The 18710-nt window shown below is 50.1% G+C and carries 18 protein-coding genes; 11 read left to right on the top strand and 7 right to left on the bottom strand.

What is annotated here, in order from left to right:
- The first annotated feature begins 3 nt into the window (after positions 1-3).
- Complete coding sequence (gene purD / locus HZ996_02090; GenBank protein QTN37978.1) at positions 4-1275, top strand: phosphoribosylamine--glycine ligase; 1272 nt, start codon at positions 4-6, stop codon at positions 1273-1275.
- A 3-nt stretch (positions 1276-1278) separates the two neighbouring features.
- On the opposite strand, the gene HZ996_02085 is transcribed toward purD, so the two are convergent.
- Positions 1279-1443, bottom strand: a complete 165-nt coding sequence (locus tag HZ996_02085) for a hypothetical protein (GenBank protein QTN37977.1) — start codon at positions 1441-1443, stop codon at positions 1279-1281.
- A 45-nt stretch (positions 1444-1488) separates the two neighbouring features.
- On the opposite strand from HZ996_02085, the gene HZ996_02080 reads away from it, so the two are divergent.
- The 6 genes from HZ996_02080 to purQ all read left to right on the top strand — a co-directional run bounded on the left by HZ996_02080 (position 1489) and on the right by purQ (position 8284).
- On the top strand, positions 1489-2475 hold the full coding sequence (locus tag HZ996_02080) for a hypothetical protein (protein ID QTN37976.1): 987 nt from the start codon (positions 1489-1491) through the stop codon (positions 2473-2475).
- 13 nt (positions 2476-2488) lie between these two features.
- Positions 2489-4093, top strand: coding sequence for a response regulator (locus tag HZ996_02075; GenBank protein ID QTN37975.1), 1605 nt, complete (start codon positions 2489-2491; stop codon positions 4091-4093).
- A complete protein-coding gene (locus tag HZ996_02070; protein ID QTN37974.1) occupies positions 4086-6002 on the top strand; it encodes an adenylate/guanylate cyclase domain-containing protein in 1917 nt (638 codons plus the stop codon). Before HZ996_02075 ends, HZ996_02070 begins: the two co-directional genes overlap by 8 nt.
- 63 nt (positions 6003-6065) lie before the next feature.
- Positions 6066-6659, top strand: a complete 594-nt coding sequence (locus HZ996_02065; protein ID QTN37973.1) for an HD domain-containing protein — start codon at positions 6066-6068, stop codon at positions 6657-6659.
- A 33-nt stretch (positions 6660-6692) separates the two neighbouring features.
- Entirely contained in the window at positions 6693-7517 is an 825-nt protein-coding gene (locus HZ996_02060) for a universal stress protein (protein ID QTN37972.1), read from the top strand.
- A 71-nt stretch (positions 7518-7588) separates the two neighbouring features.
- Positions 7589-8284: a phosphoribosylformylglycinamidine synthase subunit PurQ gene (gene purQ / locus HZ996_02055; protein QTN37971.1), complete on the top strand. Its 696-nt coding sequence runs from the start codon at positions 7589-7591 to the stop codon at positions 8282-8284.
- 3 nt (positions 8285-8287) lie between these two features.
- Here the strand turns inward: purQ and HZ996_02050 are convergent, their stop codons facing one another.
- Genes HZ996_02050 through HZ996_02030 form a run of 5 tightly spaced genes read right to left on the bottom strand, consistent with a single transcriptional unit; the run spans position 8288 to position 11604 of the window.
- Positions 8288-8863 (bottom strand): nicotinate-nucleotide adenylyltransferase, encoded by a 576-nt coding sequence (locus HZ996_02050; protein ID QTN37970.1) that lies wholly within the window; start codon positions 8861-8863, stop codon positions 8288-8290.
- Entirely contained in the window at positions 8860-9429 is a 570-nt protein-coding gene (gene gmk, locus HZ996_02045) for a guanylate kinase (protein QTN37969.1), read from the bottom strand. Before gmk ends, HZ996_02050 begins: the two co-directional genes overlap by 4 nt.
- Positions 9429-10292, bottom strand: a complete 864-nt coding sequence (locus HZ996_02040) for a YicC family protein (GenBank protein QTN37968.1) — start codon at positions 10290-10292, stop codon at positions 9429-9431. Before HZ996_02040 ends, gmk begins: the two co-directional genes overlap by 1 nt.
- Positions 10293-10343: 51 nt before the next feature.
- Positions 10344-11258, bottom strand: coding sequence for an EamA family transporter (locus tag HZ996_02035; GenBank protein ID QTN37967.1), 915 nt, complete (start codon positions 11256-11258; stop codon positions 10344-10346).
- Positions 11251-11604, bottom strand: a complete 354-nt coding sequence (locus HZ996_02030; protein ID QTN37966.1) for a hypothetical protein — start codon at positions 11602-11604, stop codon at positions 11251-11253. The genes HZ996_02035 and HZ996_02030 overlap by 8 nt, the downstream gene beginning before the upstream one ends.
- Before the next feature lie 77 nt (positions 11605-11681).
- On the opposite strand from HZ996_02030, the gene HZ996_02025 reads away from it, so the two are divergent.
- Complete coding sequence (locus HZ996_02025; protein ID QTN37965.1) at positions 11682-12833, top strand: cystathionine gamma-synthase; 1152 nt, start codon at positions 11682-11684, stop codon at positions 12831-12833.
- A gap of 12 nt (positions 12834-12845) precedes the next feature.
- Positions 12846-13541: a TrkA family potassium uptake protein gene (locus tag HZ996_02020; protein QTN37964.1), complete on the top strand. Its 696-nt coding sequence runs from the start codon at positions 12846-12848 to the stop codon at positions 13539-13541.
- Between the two features lie 9 nt (positions 13542-13550).
- On the opposite strand, the gene HZ996_02015 is transcribed toward HZ996_02020, so the two are convergent.
- Positions 13551-14948, bottom strand: a complete 1398-nt coding sequence (locus tag HZ996_02015) for a hypothetical protein (GenBank protein QTN37963.1) — start codon at positions 14946-14948, stop codon at positions 13551-13553.
- A 101-nt stretch (positions 14949-15049) separates the two neighbouring features.
- Here HZ996_02015 and HZ996_02010 point away from each other — a divergent pair, with 101 nt between their 5' ends.
- Both HZ996_02010 and HZ996_02005 read left to right on the top strand, forming a co-directional pair.
- Complete coding sequence (locus HZ996_02010) at positions 15050-16141, top strand: RNA-binding S4 domain-containing protein (protein ID QTN37962.1); 1092 nt, start codon at positions 15050-15052, stop codon at positions 16139-16141.
- 57 nt (positions 16142-16198) lie between these two features.
- Complete coding sequence (locus HZ996_02005) at positions 16199-18709, top strand: AsmA family protein (GenBank protein ID QTN37961.1); 2511 nt, start codon at positions 16199-16201, stop codon at positions 18707-18709.
- The last annotated feature ends 1 nt before the right edge of the window (position 18710 follow it).

Raw genomic sequence — 18710 nt, 5'->3', positions numbered from 1 at the left:
GGTATGAAGATCCTCGTTCTTGGATCGGGAGGTCGAGAGCATGCGCTGAGCTGGAAGCTGGCGCAGAGTCCTCGGGTTGAGCACGTGTTCATTGCTCCTGGAAATGGCGGTACGCATGAAGTAGGTACGAACGTTGCCTTAAATCCCAATGACTTTGACGCCGTGGCCGCCTTTATTCGTGAAGAAGGAATTGATGGCCTCGTTGTTGGGCCAGAAGATCCTTTGGTGAATGGAGTTCGGGATGCCCTGGAAACGCAATTCTCTTCGGACCAATTGTGGATCATTGGTCCTGGAAAGAGCGGCGCGGAATTGGAGGGCTCCAAGGAATTTGCAAAGGACTTCATGGAGCGCCATGATATTCCGACAGCAAAATACAAGAGTGTTAACGCCGAAAACATTTCCGAAGGAATCGAACTCCTAGAGTCCTTTAATCCTCCCTATGTGCTAAAAGCGGATGGGCTTGCTGCCGGAAAAGGCGTTTTGATTCTCGATGACCTTGAAGTAGCAAAGTCTGAACTAAAGGCCATGCTCGACGGAAAGTTTGGGTCGGCCAGTTCAAAAGTCGTCATCGAAGAATTCTTGCCGGGAATAGAGCTTTCGGTCTTTGTTTTGACCGATGGGGATACTTATAAGCTTTTGCCTTCTGCAAAGGATTACAAGCGAATTGGTGAAGGAGATACGGGATTAAACACCGGAGGCATGGGTGCCATCAGCCCTGTCCCGTTCGCAGATGAAGAGTTTTTAGGTAAGGTCGAAGAACGTATTGTCCGACCAACCGTTGAAGGCCTGAAGAAAGATGAAATTCCCTATTGTGGTTTCATCTTCATCGGATTGATGAATGTAGAAGGAGAGCCTTACGTGATTGAGTATAATGTGCGCATGGGCGATCCAGAAACAGAGGTGGTCATGCCACGACTGGAAGAAGATCTAGCCGAGATTCTTGAAGCTACTGGAACGGGCAAGTTGAATGAGGTCACGACCACATTTGGAGACAATTCCGCCGTCACCGTAATGCTGGTCAGCGGAGGATATCCGGAGGCTTATGCCAAGGGTATGGCCATTTCGGGTATTGATGGTGTTGAAGGGAGTACCATCTTTCACGCGGGTACGAAAGACGTGAATGGCGAACTGCAAACGGCCGGAGGACGGGTTTTAGCGGTTACTTCTATAGCCAAGAACCGTCAAGAAGCTTTAAAAACCAGCTTTTTGAACGCTGAGCGAATAGAATTTGAAGGGAAGTATTACCGAAAGGATATCGGTTTCGACTTGGAGTAAAGCTTATTCTTGCCCTGCTCGTTTGTACTTGAAGAGTTGCCCCATCCAGTAGATAAAGGCTGCTGACATAATCAAGACAAAGGCCAGGTTGGCACTATTTCCCAATGTTGGGAAAATTTGAAAGGTGAATTGTAGAAAATCTCCGAGTCCAGTCCAGAATTCCGTCATGGCAAGTTCATTTGAATCGGGTCAAAATTAAGTAAAAAAAGCACAATGTTGATCAACGTCTTCAGAAATCAGAAGCCCGCTTCGGCGGTCATGATTTTGTTGATCTTCTTGCTTCTTTGGTTACCGGGCTGGTGGTCTCCAGATCAAGTCCACTCCAGTGGCGGGATGCCCCTATTCGGCCTTCTTTATGAATTGTTGGGCGGTTCGGCCATCATCTTCAGGGTGCTGACCGCGGTCATGTTATTTTGGGCCTGTGTCGTTTTCAGTAATGCCGTGAATCGTCAGGACATGTTTAAGGTCAAAAACAACTTTGCCTTGTTTTTTGGCGTGTTCCTCGCCGCCGCTATTCCTGAAGTTTTAGCTTCCTCACCGGCCATTTGGGCACTTCCGTTTTTAGCCTTGACCATGCGTGAGCTTTTTCGCCTGTATTTTGATGAAGGGAGCTTGATGATTGCATTTAACGCGAGTATTTTCCTGTCTTTGGCAACCTTGATGTACGCGCCTTCCGTAACTTTTTTCCCCTTGCTGTTCATTGCCATTTTGATCAATGGACATACCGATTGGCGACATATCTCAGTCATCCTAATCGGTTATGTGGCACCGGCCTTCATCGCTTACTCTTTTTGGGTTTGGTATCCGGACTTAATGGAGTTCAATTACATCAACTACTGGAGCGCCTTTCAGCAAGGGGCTATTGATTTGACTCTGTCTCGATCTCGTCTTCCCCTGATGATCGTCGTGCTGATTTTAGCCGTAACGGGAGGTGTAGAACTAGCGCTTCACCTGAGTAAAAAAAGAGTGAGCAACCGGAAAAATTTCCTCCTGATGCTCTGGGCCACGGTAGCCGCCCTTGTCGGTTTTGTTCTGGCCCCGGCGAATGAACTTTCCCACTTTGCCATTTTGGGCCTTCCTGTATCACTGGTTCTGGCCAACCTGTTCTACTACTTTCGAAAACCTTTCTGGGGAAATGTCCTGGCGATTACGCTCTTGATTACCGCGTTGATTTCTGCATGGTCGACCTCAGGAATTTGATATCTTCGTTTTCATGGGTCAAGAACCAAGGGAAGAGGATCTAGAAAAGATCAAAGACAAGTTTTTCTCCAACATCACGCATGAGTTTAGAACACCACTGACCCTCATTCTAGGGCCTGTAGAACAACTTTTGCGTACGGAGTTGGACGCACATACACGTCAGCGCTTGTTACTTGTTCAGCGAAACGCGCTCCAGCTTCAAAGGCTGATCGATGAATTACTCGACATCAGTAAAATAGAAAATGAAGACGTTGCCGTAGAGGCCTCGAACGCCGATTTCGCCCGGTTCATGCACGGACTTTTCCTCTCTTTTCAACCCATCGCTGAAGAGAAGCAATTATCGCTTCAGTGGGAGGGGCCAGAGGATGACCTGCTTCTCTTTTTTGACCATCGTAAATGGCAAAAAGTGCTCTACAACTTGATCTCTAACGCTATCAAGTTTACCGACGGGGGCGGCAGCGTTTTTGTCCGTCTGCACGATCACGGTAATGAGGTGGAGCTTCAAGTGAGCGATACCGGAATTGGCATTGTGGAGAGTAAGCTTCCCCACGTATTCGATCGTTTTTACCAAGAAGAAACCCATGTCCGTTTGTACCAAGGAACGGGTATCGGCTTGTCTCTGGTCAAGGAACTGGTCGAAATGATGGGCGGAACCATTGACGTTTCCAGCGTGAAGTTTCAAGGCACCACTTTTACTGTGAAGTTTTCCGCCTTACGGCGCGAAGGAGACTTACCCGAAGATTGGGTCGTTCTTCCTCCTCAACTCGATGAAGTGTCCGAGTCAGCCAACGCCCAACCCAAGTTGCGGTCCGATGTATACCCCATCGTAGACCCCAAAACCAAGGATCAAGAAGCTCCTCTTGTCCTGGTCGTGGAGGACAACAATGAAATGCGCGAGTTCGTGCGAAGCCTTCTCGAAGCGGAATACGAAGTTATTTCGGCGCGAAACGGTCAGGAAGGACTTCAAATGGCCATAGAACAAGTTCCGGACTTGATTGTCAGCGATGTCAATATGCCCGAGATGGATGGTTTCGAAATGCTTCGCTTGATTCGGGAAGAGGAGGTCATCAACCACGTGCCTATAATTTTTCTGACGGCCCGCCGGGCCGATGAAGACCGACAACAAGGTTGGGAAGAAGGTGCTCAAGCTTATTTGACAAAGCCCTTCAATGAAGACGAATTAAAGAGCGTCTGCCGAAGCATGATGGACCTGCGCGACAAGATGTACAAGCACTTGCGCAAGGTCATTGAGCATCAGAAGCAAGAAGAAGAGCGACCGCTCACGAAAGCGGAGAGCTTCCTATTGCGCATCCAGCAGGTGGTCGATGCACACCTAGACGAAAGCGAGTTTGGCGTAGAAGAATTGAGTCAAGAGCTCTTTATGAGCCGCACTCAAGTCCACCGAAAAATAAAGGCCCTGACAGGACTCAGCACCAGTATTTACGTTCGAAACTACAAGCTGTCCAAATCGATGGAACTGCTTCGGGATGTGGATAAACCCGTCAGCGAGGTGGCCTACGAGCTTGGATTTAGCAGCCCAGCCTACTTCAGTAAGTGCTTCAGTGAATGGTGTGGGAAAACGCCAACTGAGGTACAAAAAGAGTCCGCGAATGAATAGACTATTCTTCGCACTTTTCTTCCTCCTATCAGGGGTACTCAATGCCCAACCCATTCTCAAATCCTCAGAACTGGAGGATTCAGGGCGAGAGATCCCGTTGGACGATTATTTAGTCGTCTGGAAGGATACCACGGGAGAACGCGATGTCCGCTGGGTTTGGCTTCGAGAACGCACGAGTTTTAAGCCACTCACTGATTTCAATTTTGAGCGACCCCTGGTCGGAACCTATTGGATGTTCCTGAAATATGAACCTTCTGAAGGTGTTGAACCCTACATCACTTTCAACGGGTCCAAAGCCCATCTGTATTACAGGGGTTCTACCAGCCGTATCTTGGAATATACAGGCCCGAGCTCCGTTCGGCTCCAGTCCAGAAGAAAGGGCGCAACCACAGGAGACGTTCAAGTTTTTCAACTCAAAGGGCTACCCGACAAAGCACAGTTTCTTTTGTTTTCGGTGACCTACGATGCTGAATCTGGCTACAATGAGATTGGAGGAAGATACAGTTCGCGATCCTACGAAATGATCGATTTGATCGCGGGGCAACAGAACTCGTTTTACGCCTTTTTCGGTATCCTGGTGACGTTCCTTTTGTACAACTTCTTTTTTCTCTTGGTTACTCGGTCGAGTTCAAATGCCTACTTCCTCATCTATGTATTGGCGGCGACCGTTCTCTGTATCAACTTTTTTCAGACGGATGTCCTTTTTGCCACGGTTGAAGAAAGCCATAGTCTCGGGTCCATCTTGAACCGACTTTTGACCTTAACCCTATTGGTCAGCTTTGGTGCCTTCACCATGAACTACATGAATTTGAGGGAACGGCATCCCAGAATACGACAGGTAATCTTGGGCCTTCTATCCATTTTTGTCATCAACTTCGTGCTTTGGCTTTTCAATCCAGACTATGAAGAAACCACCCGAAACATCAACGTTCTTTTGGCCTTGGTCATGTTCTTCTGTGCGGTCTTGGCGGCCTTGAAGATCTACCTCAACGGAGTCAAGCACATGCGTTTTGTGATGTTGAGTTTCATCGTCATGTTTGTCTTTTTGATCCTGTTTGGCCTCGATTTCTTCGACATCGTTCCCACGGATTTCAATTTCTTCTTCACCGGAATTACCTCTCAGATCTTTCTGTTTAGTCTCAGTTTTGCCGATCGTTTCAACCTTGAGCGTGCCAAACGGCTCGATGTCCTCAGCCAGCAAAAGTCCATCCTCGAAATGCGCGTTCGAGAGCGGACTCGCGAGATCAAAGAGGAGCAGGAGAAATCTGAAGCTCTTCTGCTCAACATTCTTCCGGCCGAAACCGCGGAAGAGCTCAAAGTCGAAGGCCGGGCCCGAGCCCATCTCTATCCTGAGACAACCGTTCTTTTCAGCGATTTCGTGGGCTTCACCAAGCTCGCTGAAGAGTTGGAACCCCAGCGGCTGGTCGACTTGATTGACCACTGTTTCCGCGGGTTTGACGAAATCATCGACGACTACCCCATAGAGAAAATCAAGACCATTGGCGACGCCTACATGTGCGTCTGCGGCCTCCCTCACGGTGAGGAAAAACACGCCCAAATCATGGTCGAAGTGTCGCTTAAAATGCGGGAATTTATGATGCGCCTACGGCGCGATAACCAGGCTCGCCAAGAGCCTTATTTCGACGTACGGATTGGCTTGTCCAGCGGTCCTGTTGTTGCTGGTGTTGTCGGAACCAAAAAGTTCCAATACGACATTTGGGGGGACACGGTAAATACAGCGGCTCGAATGGAGCAACATTCTGAGCCTGATAAGATTAATATCTCCCAAAGCACTTACGAACTTGTGAAAAATGTGGAGACCTTGTATTTTGAACCTCGAGGTTCGCTTCAGGTCAAGAACAAGGGTTCGATGCATATGTACTACATCGAAAGAAGTGAACAAGAGTGAAAGTAAATGCAACATGATTGCAGATGTATCCTGGGGGATCAATCGATCTTAGCGCATTAGTCTATGGCGGAATTTAAAAAAGCAAAGGAGGCCATTCTCCTGTACCTCGAGGAACATCTCCCAGAGCATCTGAGTTATCATAGCTTGGATCATACACTTGATGTGTACCAGGTCTGTATGGAATTGGCCGGACATAGCAAGGTTAGTGAAGAGGATCGAGAGCTTCTGGGGACAGCCGCGCTGCTTCACGACATTGGGTTCGTTCGCACCTATAAAGGACACGAAGAGGCCAGTGCACAGATTGCTCGAGAACTTTTGCCACAGTTCGGGTATGGGCCTGAGCAAATCCAGCGAATAATAGAGCTAATCATGGTCACCCGTGTACCTCAGTCGCCTACGGACTTGCTCGGACGACTCCTTTGCGACGCGGATCTAGATTATCTTGGACGCTCGGACTTCTTCGTTACCGGAAACCGTCTGTTTTCTGAATTCAAAAGCCTTGGAATTGTCCAAGACGAACGAGAATGGAATCATCTACAGGTCCAATTCTTATCCGTACACCACTATCATACGGACTATTCTCGTGCCCACAGAGAACCACTCAAGCAACAGCACCTAGAACAGGTGAAAGAGATTGTTGCAGGCTATGTGGACTAATTCTATCTTTGGAACTAGATCAATTTGAATACCATGAGTAAAACAACCTTGGTCGTGCCGACCGATTTCTCCTCTGTCGCTGATACGGCCCTGAATCACGCACTATATATTGCTAAGCCAATGGACGGTAAAGTCGTCTTGCTTCATATCCTGAAGAGCGACGCCGACCGAGCTGAAGCAGAAAACAAACTAAGCGACATTGCCGAGGCCGCTACTCAGGACTCGGGTGTTACGGTCGAGTATTTGACCCATGTCGGAAGCATTTTTGATGATATCGGAAACATCGCTCGTGAATTAGAGGCTCGTTTGATCCTCATGGGCACGCACGGAATGAAAGGATGGCAATTCCTGACCGGGAGTAATGCACTTCGCGTGATTAAAGACAGCACAACTCCTTTTATTGTAGTTCAAGAACGCACTATTGAAGAGGGAGGATACGACGTGATCGTTCTCCCGATTGATCTTTCCAAGGAGGAAAAGCAAAAACTCAAAGGAGCTGTGGAGATTGCCAAGTTCTTCAACAGTATGGTCCACATTGTCAGCCCAATCCACAGTGATGAATTCCTGCGCAATCAGCAACAAAGAAATATGCACTACGCAGAGACCTTCCTAGAAGAAGAAGGCGTGAAGCACGAAAGCCATATTTTGGAAGACACAGGGAGTTTTGACCAAGAAGTGGTGGCCTTTGCCGAAAAAGTAAATGCGGACCTCATTTCCATCATCAATCATGAAGATGCCGTAGGCGCGCTGTTCGGAAGCTCTTTTGAACAGCAGTTAATCACGAACAAATCTGAGATTCCAGTGATGGTGATCAACCCCAAGGCGATTACGACTTTGGGTGGGGTGATCGGAACTTAATCCGGACGAAAATATCGTACCTTTGCCGTGAATTCGTTCACGGCTTTTTTTTGCCCTAAAATTTAGACCTCATGAAGTTCGGTGTAGTCATTTTTCCAGGTTCAAATTGTGATCAAGACATGATTTACGTGCTCCGCAGTTTCGGGCACGAAGTTGTTGAACTTTGGCACAAGGATCATGATTTACAAGGCGTCGATTTCATCATGCTACCCGGGGGCTTTAGCTACGGAGATTACTTGCGTTCGGGTGCGATCGCTCGTTTTTCACCCATCATGAACGAAGTCATTGACTTCGCCAACAAAGGTGGATATGTCATGGGTGTGTGTAACGGATTCCAAGTGCTTTGCGAAGCAGGTTTGTTGCCTGGAACGCTCATGCACAACCCTTCTCACAAGTTCATTTGCAAGAACATTTACCTGAAGCCTCAAAGCGGAACGGCTCTGCCTTCAGCGGAATTGAAAAGCAGTGATGTTCTGGAGATTCCCATTGCCCATGGCGAAGGGAACTACTTCGCTGACGAGGCGACCCTAAAGGCCATCAATGAGAATGACCAAGTCATGTTCCGTTACTGTGATGCTACTGGAGACATGAACGCCGGAAGCAATCCGAACGGGTCAGCAGAAAACATTGCAGGGGTATGTAACGAGGGTAAAAATGTCTTTGGGATGATGCCTCATCCAGAGCGCGCCGCCGACGCAAACTTGGGCAATACGGACGGTCGTCGAATCTTCGAGTCCATCTTGAGCGGAATTCTCGAAGAAGCCTAATTCTTATTCGTAATAGTGCATCAATTGGATCTCCTGCCAAGTGGCTGGGGGAACCATGGCCGATACGTCCTTTCCTTCCGCAATCGCCTTGCGGATGAAACTGCTCGATAAGTCCATCAGCGGAGCTTCTACAATACGGACATTTTGGTGATTGGAATAAGGTCCTTCACCGCTTTCTGGGCGAGGGTACACGTAAATGGGGTAGTGTTCGATCAGATACTCCGCATTCTTCCACTTGTGCAGGTTGGCCAAGTTGTCCCCACCCATGATGAGTCCAAATTCATGGTCGGGATGTTGCTCTTTTAAATGAGCCAAAGTGTCCGCCGTATAACTAGGTTGAGGCAAGCTGAATTCAACATCTGTCGCCCGCAAGTTGGGATGCGCTTCCAGGGCCAAACGGACTAAATGAAAGCGCGCGCGATCGTCGAGTAAATTGGCTTTTTTCTTGAAAGGGTTGTGCGGGGTGACCACCAACCAGACTTCGTCTAACTCACTGTAGGCTTGCATGAACTGGGCAATGACCAAATGGCCCATGTGAATCGGGTTGTAGCTGCCGAAGTATAGCCCTACTTTTTTCATGAATCCAAGAAATCACGAAGAATCCCCTCGACCTCTGACACCGCACGTTCCAAGTCATCGTTGACGATGACATGATCAAATTGATCCCGGTAGCTCAATTCTAAATCAGCCTTGGCCAGACGTTTTTGAACTTGCTCTTCGGATTCGGTTCCACGTCCCCTCAAGCGCTGTTCTAAATCGGCCCGTGAGGGCGCCATAATAAACATCGAACGAGCCTCATTGCCGAAGTACTTTTTGAGGTTCACACCACCCACGACGTCAATGTCGAATAAGACGGCTTTTCCTTCTCCGTGCAAGCGATCCACCTCACTCTTCAGGGTTCCGTAAAAGGTGTCGGCATATACCTCTTCATGCTCGAGAAATTCGTCCCGAGCAATGCCCGCTCGAAAATCTTCAGAAGACAAAAAGTAGTAGTCCACACCATGCTGTTCTTGCCCACGAGGATCGCGGCTGGTCGCCGAAATGGAGAATCCAAAACGGCCTGGCATACGCTTCATCAATTCGCGAACGATGGTCGTTTTGCCTGAGCCTGATGGGGCGCTGAATATGACGGCTTTCCCGCTCATTAGAGGCAGTTGAGAACCAGTTCTTTGATTTGTTCCAGGACATCCTTCATCTGAACCACGTGTTTTTGAATGCCCGCGTGATTGGCTTTGGAGCCGATGGTGTTGATTTCGCGACCCATCTCTTGAGCGATAAACCCGAGCTTCTTGCCCTGGCTTTTCTCTTCATTCAGAATACTCAAGAAGTAACTGCAGTGTTTCCGCAAACGCACCTTCTCTTCGTTGATGTCGAACTTTTCGAGGTAGTAGATGAGTTCTTGCTCAAAGCGATTCTCGTCCACCTTTTCTTTAAGGTCATCCAAGTTTTTCCGCAGTCGTTCACGGACGGCTTCCTTCCGCTCGGTTTCCAAAGGCTCAATAGCCATGAGTTGCTCCTCAATGAAGGCCACGTTGCCGCGCAAATCTTGATCCATGGCGCGTCCCTCTTCGGCCCGATGCTCCGTCAATCGAACCATGGCCTCCTTCAGGGTCTCTTCCAATGCCCTCCATTCATCTTCACTGAGTTCCTCCCGCTCGCTTTGCAGTACCTCTGGGAAGCGCAACACGGCGGTCATCAGGTCGCTGGAATCTCCGAGCTCATCGGCCAAGGCCTTCAACTGGCCGTAGTAAGACTTGATCAGTTCGGCATTCAATTGATGACCCGAGTCCGCTCCTTCAGATTCCACAAAAACGCTCAGATCGACCTTACCTCGAACCAACTCGCCAGACGCTCGATTGCGCAGCTCTAGGTCTTTCTCACGATAGACCTGCGGAAGTCGTGTATTGATGTCGATTCCCTTGCTGTTTAGCGAACGGATTTCAACCGTAATCTTCTTATTTCCAAACCTATTCGAGGCTTTTCCGAAGCCCGTCATCGATAGCACCATGGCGTATTATTTTGAAGGCACAAAGGTACGAAATCACCTCTGAGGCCTTGTTTATTCGATTTGCGCCTCACGGCGCGATGCGCGATTTGGCCTCCGACTCACCAAATACACGCCGGTAAAGATCATCGCAGCACTGGCCAGCATGATCGGCGTTAGGCGGTCGCTTCCCACGGCTAGGGCGAAAATGGCCGCCAAGGCCGGCTGGAGGTAGATGTAGATGGAGACTACTGAAGGATTTACGGTTTTGAGCGCATAGGTGTTCAGTAAATAGGCGAGGAAGGTTGTTCCAAGCACCACGAAAGCAACCGCTCCGTAAATCTCTGGAGGCATGGTTCCCCATTCCACTCCCGATAGTTGATTCCAACCAAAGGGCGCCACCATCAAAAGACCAAAAGTGAAGACCCATTTAATCACCGTAATGGGTGAATAGGTATTCATTAGGGGCTTAACCACTACCAAGTACAAGGCGTAGCTCGTAGCGTTCAGGAAGACCAAGAAGTTTCCAAAGTGTTTGTCGTTGTCTAGAAGGTCTATGGCCCCGTCACCAGCAATCAGCATAATGGCTCCTGTTGCACCGAGGAGAATACCCAAGATTTTCACCCAAGTGATGCGCTCGCGAATGAGGAGGGCAGACATGATGAGAACCAGAACGGGGTTACTGGTCATGATGATCGCCGCGTTGATCGGTGTGGTCAAGTTGAGCCCTTCAAAAAAGAGCATTTGATTGGCCGCTACCCCAAAAACCCCACATAGGATGAGGCGTGGGTAATCCTTTCGAGCAATGCGCTCCCTCGGGAAGAGTGCGCTCACCAACCAAAACAAGGCCACGGCCCCCGTAACTCGAATCAGAATAAAGCCAAGAGGCTCTATGTAGGTGGGCATGACATCCTTGGCCACGGTATAGTTGATGCCGTAGATGAGGTTGACAACAAAGAGGGCAATATGAGCGCGATACCTATTAGGCACGAAGGGCAATTCCGGCTTGTTCCGCCGTCTTTTTAGCGTTTCCCACGAAGATCTGATCTCCTACAAGCACTACCGGTCTCTTCAAAAAGGTATACTCTTCCAAAATATACTTGCGGTAGTCTTCTTCGCTCAGTTCCATTTCATTCAATCCCATGCTTCGGAACTTCATCGCCCTGCGGCTGAAAAGAGCTTCATAGCTACCGGCCAATCGGGCCATTTCATCCACTTGCTCCTCGGTCATGGATTCCGTTTTTATGTCTTGAAGAAGGACTTCTGGCCCTGGGTTCCACTCTTTGATGAGTCGCTGAGAGGTGCTGCAGGTGCCCAGGTGATAGATCTTTTTCATGGGGTGTTGCGTTTGCCCCCCAAAGGTAGGTCATTTTCATACCTTTGAGCGGACTATTCCTCTAGAAGAACACACTTATGAAATTCGGGACAAAAGCGATTCACGCCGGTGTAGAGCCGGACGAAGGCACAGGAGCCATCATGACGCCAATCTTTCAAACCTCGACCTATGTACAGGCGAGTCCAGGCGACCACAAGGGCTTTGAATATTCACGGACGCAGAACCCAACGCGGCAAGCCCTTGAAGCGAGCTTGGCTGCCCTTGAAAATGGAAAGCACGGATTGGCTTTTGGTAGCGGATTGGCTGCCATTGATGCGGTTATCAAGCTTCTGGAGCCCGGAGATGAAGTGGTTTCGACCAATGACCTTTACGGAGGAACCTACCGGATCTTCACCAAGATCTTTGAGAAGTATGGCATTGTGTTCCACTTCGTCCCCATGGGTGACTTGGATGAGGTGCGCGCTGCCATCAATGATAAAACGAAGCTGCTCTGGACGGAAACACCCACCAACCCCATGATGAACGTGGTGGATATCGCCAAGCTTTCGGAGCTCGCGAAAGCGCATGACCTAATGCTGGCCGTGGACAACACTTTTGCCACGCCATACCTCCAGAATCCGCTCGACTTAGGAGCGGACATTGTCATGCATTCGGTGACCAAGTATTTAGGCGGACATTCTGATGTGGTCATGGGTGCGCTTGTCGTGAAGGATGACGAGTTGAACGAACGTTTGGCCTTCATTCAGAACAGTTCAGGGGCGGTTCCTGGACCCCAAGATTCCTTCTTGGTTTTACGCGGGATTAAGACGCTCCACCTGCGTGTACAGCGTCATTGCGAGAACGGAGCTAAAGTTGCTCATTTCTTGAAAACACAGGCTCAAGTGGACAAGGTGTATTGGCCAGGCTTCGAAGACCACCCAAACCACGACGTCGCTGCGAGTCAAATGCGAGATTTTGGGGGAATGGTTTCGTTTTCCCTCGTAGGTGACCGACTCGAAGATGCCTTCAAATTGGTTTCATCGACGAAGTATTTTACTCTTGCCGAATCCCTCGGTGGTGTGGAAAGCCTAATTGGACACCCAGCAAGTATGACCCATGCGGCAATTCCCGCTGAAGAGCGCGCAAAAACCGGGGTCGTAGACTCACTTATTCGTTTGAGCGTTGGTATTGAAGACGCCGATGATTTGATTGAAGATTTACGCCAAGCATTTGCTCAGCTTGGCGCCTAAATGCCTTGAGCAATGAATGAACACAAGTTTGCAGTAGTAGGACTGGGCTATTTTGGCTCGGCTATCGCCCGAATCCTCTCCGGCCGTGGAGCGGAAGTTCTGGCCATTGATTCTAGTGAAGAACGCGTCGAGGCCATCAAGAATGAGGTAGCACACGCCGTGATGATGGACGCCACGGACCGAAAAGCCTTAGAGGCCCAAGGGGTAGCTGATTTGGATGCTGTGGTGGTAGCCATTGGTGAAAACTTTGAAGGGCTACTGTTGTGTACGTATGCGCTTCAAGAGATTGGTGTAAAGCGAATTATAGCGAGAGCATCTGGTCCGAATCAACGTCAGATTCTGGAAAAAATGGGGCTAGAGGACATCTTATCGCCTGAGATGGAAGTAGGAGCCAGCGTGGCTGAGAACCTGCTCAACCCAAATGTACTCATGTGCATGACTCTTCCGGATGACTTTGAGATTGTCGAGGTCAAGCCTCCGAGACAAATCGTGAATCGATCCTTGGCGGACATCGGCTTGCGGAAGAAATACCGACTCAATGTAGTGACCATATTGCGCGAAGAGAAGGTGGTTCGCAAAGGCGAACAAGTTTGCGAACAGCACATCCTCGGAGTTCCTACATCGGACACCGTGGTCCATTCGACGGATACGCTCGTGCTCTTTGGACTGACCAAGAACATCGAGAAGTTTATCGAGATCAATCGATAAGATCGCGCATCAGTAAGAGCAGGGGCATACGGGTTCCTCCGAGAATTGAATACTCAAATCATCCAAGCCCCAGGCATCTCGTGACTGCCCATAATCCCCGGTGTTATTTCGCCAGCGCAAAATGAGCTGTTCTCCATGTGCTAAGGCGGTATTGAACCGAACCGTCTTTTGGCTGGACTGCCAGGGAGCATTTACCATGGACGGTCCCGGAGATTGATGATCTCCCGAAGCTCTTCCACGAAAGCTCTCGGCCCCTGTCCTTGAAGAAAAAGCAATTGATTCTGAGGCCTCCCCATCATTCCGCGTGTAGATCGTGAAGGTGATCCACACGTGGCGAATGATATGTCCCGTTTGATTCTCAACACGGAATAAGATAGCCCCTGGTGCAAAGTCCTGTCCACTCGGGCGTATGCCGAGCATTCGGTTTCCCATAGTCCCGGATTCAAAGGCGTAGAGCCCCCCAAGGGTGTCGGTCCCGTCCGAAAGACCCCGAGCCCAATCACCGGAAGTGTATTCGTTTCCAAACTGAGTATTTCCATCACTCAGGCCAAGTATCCTAAAAGCTTGGGAAGAAAGGAGGTCCGAAGAATCACTGCTTAAACCCGCTCCTGAAAAGGCGCTGCCCAAGATGCCGGTAAGTGCGGTGTCGAAGGAGCAGAACCACAGACTGTCTGTGTGATGAAGTGCATTCGTAGCGTAGGGTACAGCGGAAAGTACTGGATTTCCTTCGAGTCGGAGCGCATCGAAAGCCAGCTCTTCCGAGGAGGATTCGGCATGTACCTCAATCCGAAATTGGACGCTATCGCCTGCGGGTATAGAAACAGAAAACAATTGGAAGGTCCGACTCAGTCGATGGATTCCAATGGTGTCAGCTTGTCCGTCAAAATCGAGGTCGAGTCCCATGGGCTCGTTGGACCCGTCTCCGTGATTTTCATAGCTGCACCAAAGGACGTTTTGCCAGGTCGCTCCGCCATTTAGCGAATAGTAAACTCGGATATAATCGGAGGCATCGTAGTTCGAAGCACCTGGGCCACCTTCATTTCCAGCGGCAAATAGACCAGAGAATACCAGTTGTTCGTAGCCCGAAATATCGATACTGGGAAAGACTATGCTCTTTTCGTCAAGGCCATCTCCACCGTTGTCATCGGTATCCTCTGCGGCCCAGTAGTGACTGCCAAGGGCACCGAGATAGGGTCCACTCACGTTTGAAATATCCGATCCATCAGTCCGCTGAAAGTGATCATTGAGGCCGTCGTTAAAAGCGCTGCTGGATTGGTAGCGCATCCCTCCGTCGCCATCCGTCTCAAAGGACTCCAGCCACAATGTGGTTTGCCCTGAAGCGGGCGCGCAGAATAGCAAAGTGAAGGTGAAGATTATCGGAATGTGAAAGGCTCGGAAATGGGACATGGATGACGAGGTTTTGATTTAAGACGCAACCAACAGCAAGTCAGGGACTTAAAATGACCTCTGAGGACTCGGAAAAGACTACCTTTGCAAAAATTTTATCTATGGATCGCCCAAACAAGAACCGCAGGCCCGCAGGTAAGCCCGGATCCGACCGAAGAAAAAGCAACAGCGACAATAGCCCTCGTGGCCGCAAGCCAGGTGGTCGCTCAAATCGCCCCGGAGGTAAGAAATTTGAAGATCGTCCTCGCCGTGAAGGCGAAGATCGTCGACCCAAAAGAGACGGAGAAGATCGCCGACCCAAGAGAGACGGAGAAGATCGTCGACCCAAGAGAGCGGGTGGTGAGCGCAGAGATGATCGCCCACGTCGCGATGGAGCCTTCAAATCCAGACCCAATGCATGGCGCGGTGGCAATCAGAAAGGAAAACCTTTCCGAAAGCCCAGACCTAAAAAAGACGAATCGAAGGGAAGTGCCGATACCCGTTTGAATAAATATCTAGCGCATGCTGGAGTAGCATCGCGCCGTGAGGCGGATAACCTTATTGCCACTGGACTGGTCCAAGTTAATGGCAAGGTGGTGACCGAGATGGGATATAAAGTGCAGCCCAATGATGAGGTGCGCTTCAACAATGAGCGTATTTCGCCAGAAAAGAAGGTGTATGTGCTCTTGAATAAACCGAAGGATTTCATCACCACGGTGGATGATCCTCAGAACCGCAAAACGGTCATGCAGCTCGTCCAAGGCCACGGGCCGGAGCGCATCTATCCGGTGGGACGATTGGATCGTATGACTACGGGACTCTTGATGTTTACCAACGACGGTGATTTGGCCAAGCGTTTGACGCACCCGCGGTACAATGTGCGCAAAGTGTATCACGTCGTGCTCGATCAAACCCTCAAGCCGAACCATTTGGACGACATCCGAAAGGGCATCAAGCTCGAAGACGGACCAATTGCTGCGGATGAGATCAGCTACATTGAATCAGCGGCAAGCCGCAAGGAAGTGGGAATTGAAATCCACAGTGGACGTAACCGAATTGTGCGCCGAATCTTTGAGCATTTGGGATACAAGGTTGTTCGTTTGGACCGGGTCGTCTTTGCCAATTTGACCAAACGCAACCTCAAGCGCGGTCAGTGGCGATTCCTCACCCGCGAAGAATTGCAGCGTATGGCCATGATGAGTAAGCCAAAATGAGCCTAAGGCGGCATCATATTTGTACTTTTTCGTCGTTCCTGTACGAGCCTCTAAACCATGCGCATCGTCCGTAAAATCCTTACCGTCCTCCTGATCCTGATGGTTCTTGCCCTCGCGGGTGGATGGATCATCACGACCCAATATGGCGATCAGCTTGTCGGCCGGGTCACGCAGGCCTTGAATGACCAGCTTCGGACCGAGGTCACCGTAGAGGAAATCGACTTGACGCTTTGGCGCCGCTTCCCCAATGCCGCACTGCGTTTCCAAAACGTCTTTATACCCGTTCCCGAATCGAGCGATACGCTGATTGCGGTGGACGATCTGTATTTAGAAGTCAACCTCTTCAACCTCATTCGCGGGCAGTACATCGTCGACGGACTCACGCTGAGTTCGGGCGTCGCCTACCCCGACCGTGACCCTTGGGGCCGGCCTAATTATTTGATCCTCAAAGCCACGGAGAACGAGACCGAAGCAGACTTTCAATTGGACTTGCAAAAGGTCCGCCTCAACAATATGCGAGTGCGTTACACGGATCGGGCCAACGAACTCATTTTTGAAGGCACTGGTCTGGACGCAGACGTCAGCGGAAACTTCAGTGCGGGTCGTTTTGAGCTCGAAACCTCTGGAAAGGGGCAGCTTGTCCAGACGCAATTTCAAGAGACCTCATTGCCCACCGCTTTGCCTTTGTCTTGGAGCCTACGGCTCGATGTTTCTGGCGATACCGTCCTCGTTGATCGAGCCAACCTCGAAGTGGACGGGATGCCCTTTAAGGCGAACGGCGGATATCGACCCGAATTGGTCGACCTCTACTTGACCGGTGACGACCTAAACCTGGAGCACCTTCTTTCGCGCTTGCCGGAACGCTTTACGGACCACTTCCAAGGATATGAAGCGCAGGGCACTTTTTACTTCCGCGCGCACCTGATGGGCGACCCCCAAAAGCGCCCGAGGTTATACGCCGATTTTCACGTCAACAACGGAAGACTGTATGACCCCTCGAGCAAACAGACCCTCCAAGACCTCGAAATTGAAGGTCGCTACGACGACGGTGCCGGTCAGGCGAGCAGCGCCGTCTTGGAACTCACCGAATTCAGCGGTACGGCACAAGGATCTACCTTTCTGGGAACATTTAGCATGAGTGGATTTGAGTCGCCTTTGATCAAAGCTGAACTCAAGGCGGATTTGGATCTGGAACAGATCAGTGCTTTTTTGCCACCGACACTCAGCCGAGAACTCTACGGTTCCGCTCAGCTCGACTTGAATTTTGAAAACCGATTCTACCGACTTGACGAGGTTCAACAACGCGACTTGGTCGGAGCCAAGATGAACGGTTCGTTGGAGCTCAACAGTGTTCAATGGACCACCGACTACCTCAAACATCCGGTGCAAGGTCTAACGGGCCGCTTTACCTTCACCAACCGAGATTTGAGAATTGAGCGCTGTAGTGGACGGGTATCGGAAAGCGACTTCGAGATCACGGGATACTTCCGAAATACCCTGGCGTATGCCTTGATACCAGGTGAACCCGTGGCCCTAGAGGCTGAATTTAAGAGTCAGAATCTTCAGCTCGATGATCTACTCGCCGACAGTGAAAGTGAGTCGGAGTATTCCTTAGAACTCTCGCCTCGCGTATCGTACGATTTGAACGTCGATGTGGCCAATCTCGGCTTCGAGAAATTCACGGCTCAGAACATCCGCGGTCGCTTCATCCAAAAGGCTGGAGTACTGCGCGCACAACCCCTGACTTTCCAGGCGGTTGACGGTTCGTTCAAAGGACGTATGGTCGTGAACGGCCGGGACCCGCAAGATCTTCAAGTCCTTGTGGACGCTGAGGTCACCGATATCGACATTCGACGTCTCTTCGATGAATTCAACAACTTCGGCCAGACTACCTTGGCCAGCGATAATCTTCGCGGGCGAACCGATGCCTCTATTCAGTTCAATTCCTACTGGTCACCGCAACTCGTAGCGGACCTCGATCGTTTGACCACGACGGCTGACTTGACCATTCGCAACGGTGCTCTGATTGGGTTTGAGCCGCTCAAGGCTCTAGGTGACTTTGTGGAAGTTGAAGAATTGGAGAATGTGGAGTTCCAGACCTTGCGAAACCGCATTGAGATTCGACGTCAAACCATATTGATTCCCGACATGAGCATCAATTCTTCGGCGTTGGACTTCGCTGGAAATGGAACGCACACCTTTGACAATCAGATCGACTACCACGTGCGCATGCGCCTGAGTGATGTCCTCGTCCGCAAACAGCAGAAGGAACGACCCGACCTCGAAGAGCACTACGTTTTCGAAGATTCCGCCCCAGGCCCACTTTTGTTCTTGACCATGACCGGTGACGTCTACAGTCCAACGATTAAGTACGACGCTAAATCCGCCAGTAAGAACATCGCCGCCGAATTCAAGAATGAAGGCCAGGAAATCAAAGAGGCTTTTCAAAGCGAATTCAAGCCCGATACCACGACGGACAAAACTCAAGAGGAGCCCGATTTCATCATTGAATGGAATGAGGAGGAAGAGCCAGACACCCTCAACTCCCCCAATTTTTACGACTTTTAAG

This window comes from Cryomorphaceae bacterium, assembly GCA_017798125.1.
Taxonomy (GTDB): Bacteria; Bacteroidota; Bacteroidia; order Flavobacteriales; family ECT2AJA-044; genus ECT2AJA-044.
The sequence above is the reverse complement of the archived record's forward strand: the minus strand, read 5'-3'. Positions and strand labels throughout refer to the sequence as shown.

Bases quoted from the DNA above. Each gene is read 5' to 3' on its own strand.
- purD (QTN37978.1), top strand. From the start codon at position 4: ATGAAGATCCTCGTTCTTGGATCGGGAGGTCGAGAGCATGCGCTGAGC.
- HZ996_02085 (QTN37977.1), bottom strand. From the start codon at position 1,443: ATGACGGAATTCTGGACTGGACTCGGAGATTTTCTACAATTCACCTTT.
- HZ996_02080 (QTN37976.1), top strand. From the start codon at position 1,489: ATGTTGATCAACGTCTTCAGAAATCAGAAGCCCGCTTCGGCGGTCATG.
- HZ996_02075 (QTN37975.1), top strand. From the start codon at position 2,489: ATGGGTCAAGAACCAAGGGAAGAGGATCTAGAAAAGATCAAAGACAAG.
- HZ996_02070 (QTN37974.1), top strand. From the start codon at position 4,086: ATGAATAGACTATTCTTCGCACTTTTCTTCCTCCTATCAGGGGTACTC.
- HZ996_02065 (QTN37973.1), top strand. From the start codon at position 6,066: ATGGCGGAATTTAAAAAAGCAAAGGAGGCCATTCTCCTGTACCTCGAG.
- HZ996_02060 (QTN37972.1), top strand. From the start codon at position 6,693: ATGAGTAAAACAACCTTGGTCGTGCCGACCGATTTCTCCTCTGTCGCT.
- purQ (QTN37971.1), top strand. From the start codon at position 7,589: ATGAAGTTCGGTGTAGTCATTTTTCCAGGTTCAAATTGTGATCAAGAC.
- HZ996_02050 (QTN37970.1), bottom strand. From the start codon at position 8,863: ATGAAAAAAGTAGGGCTATACTTCGGCAGCTACAACCCGATTCACATG.
- gmk (QTN37969.1), bottom strand. From the start codon at position 9,429: ATGAGCGGGAAAGCCGTCATATTCAGCGCCCCATCAGGCTCAGGCAAA.
- HZ996_02040 (QTN37968.1), bottom strand. From the start codon at position 10,292: ATGGTGCTATCGATGACGGGCTTCGGAAAAGCCTCGAATAGGTTTGGA.
- HZ996_02030 (QTN37966.1), bottom strand. From the start codon at position 11,604: ATGAAAAAGATCTATCACCTGGGCACCTGCAGCACCTCTCAGCGACTC.
- HZ996_02025 (QTN37965.1), top strand. From the start codon at position 11,682: ATGAAATTCGGGACAAAAGCGATTCACGCCGGTGTAGAGCCGGACGAA.
- HZ996_02020 (QTN37964.1), top strand. From the start codon at position 12,846: ATGAATGAACACAAGTTTGCAGTAGTAGGACTGGGCTATTTTGGCTCG.
- HZ996_02015 (QTN37963.1), bottom strand. From the start codon at position 14,948: ATGTCCCATTTCCGAGCCTTTCACATTCCGATAATCTTCACCTTCACT.
- HZ996_02010 (QTN37962.1), top strand. From the start codon at position 15,050: ATGGATCGCCCAAACAAGAACCGCAGGCCCGCAGGTAAGCCCGGATCC.
- HZ996_02005 (QTN37961.1), top strand. From the start codon at position 16,199: ATGCGCATCGTCCGTAAAATCCTTACCGTCCTCCTGATCCTGATGGTT.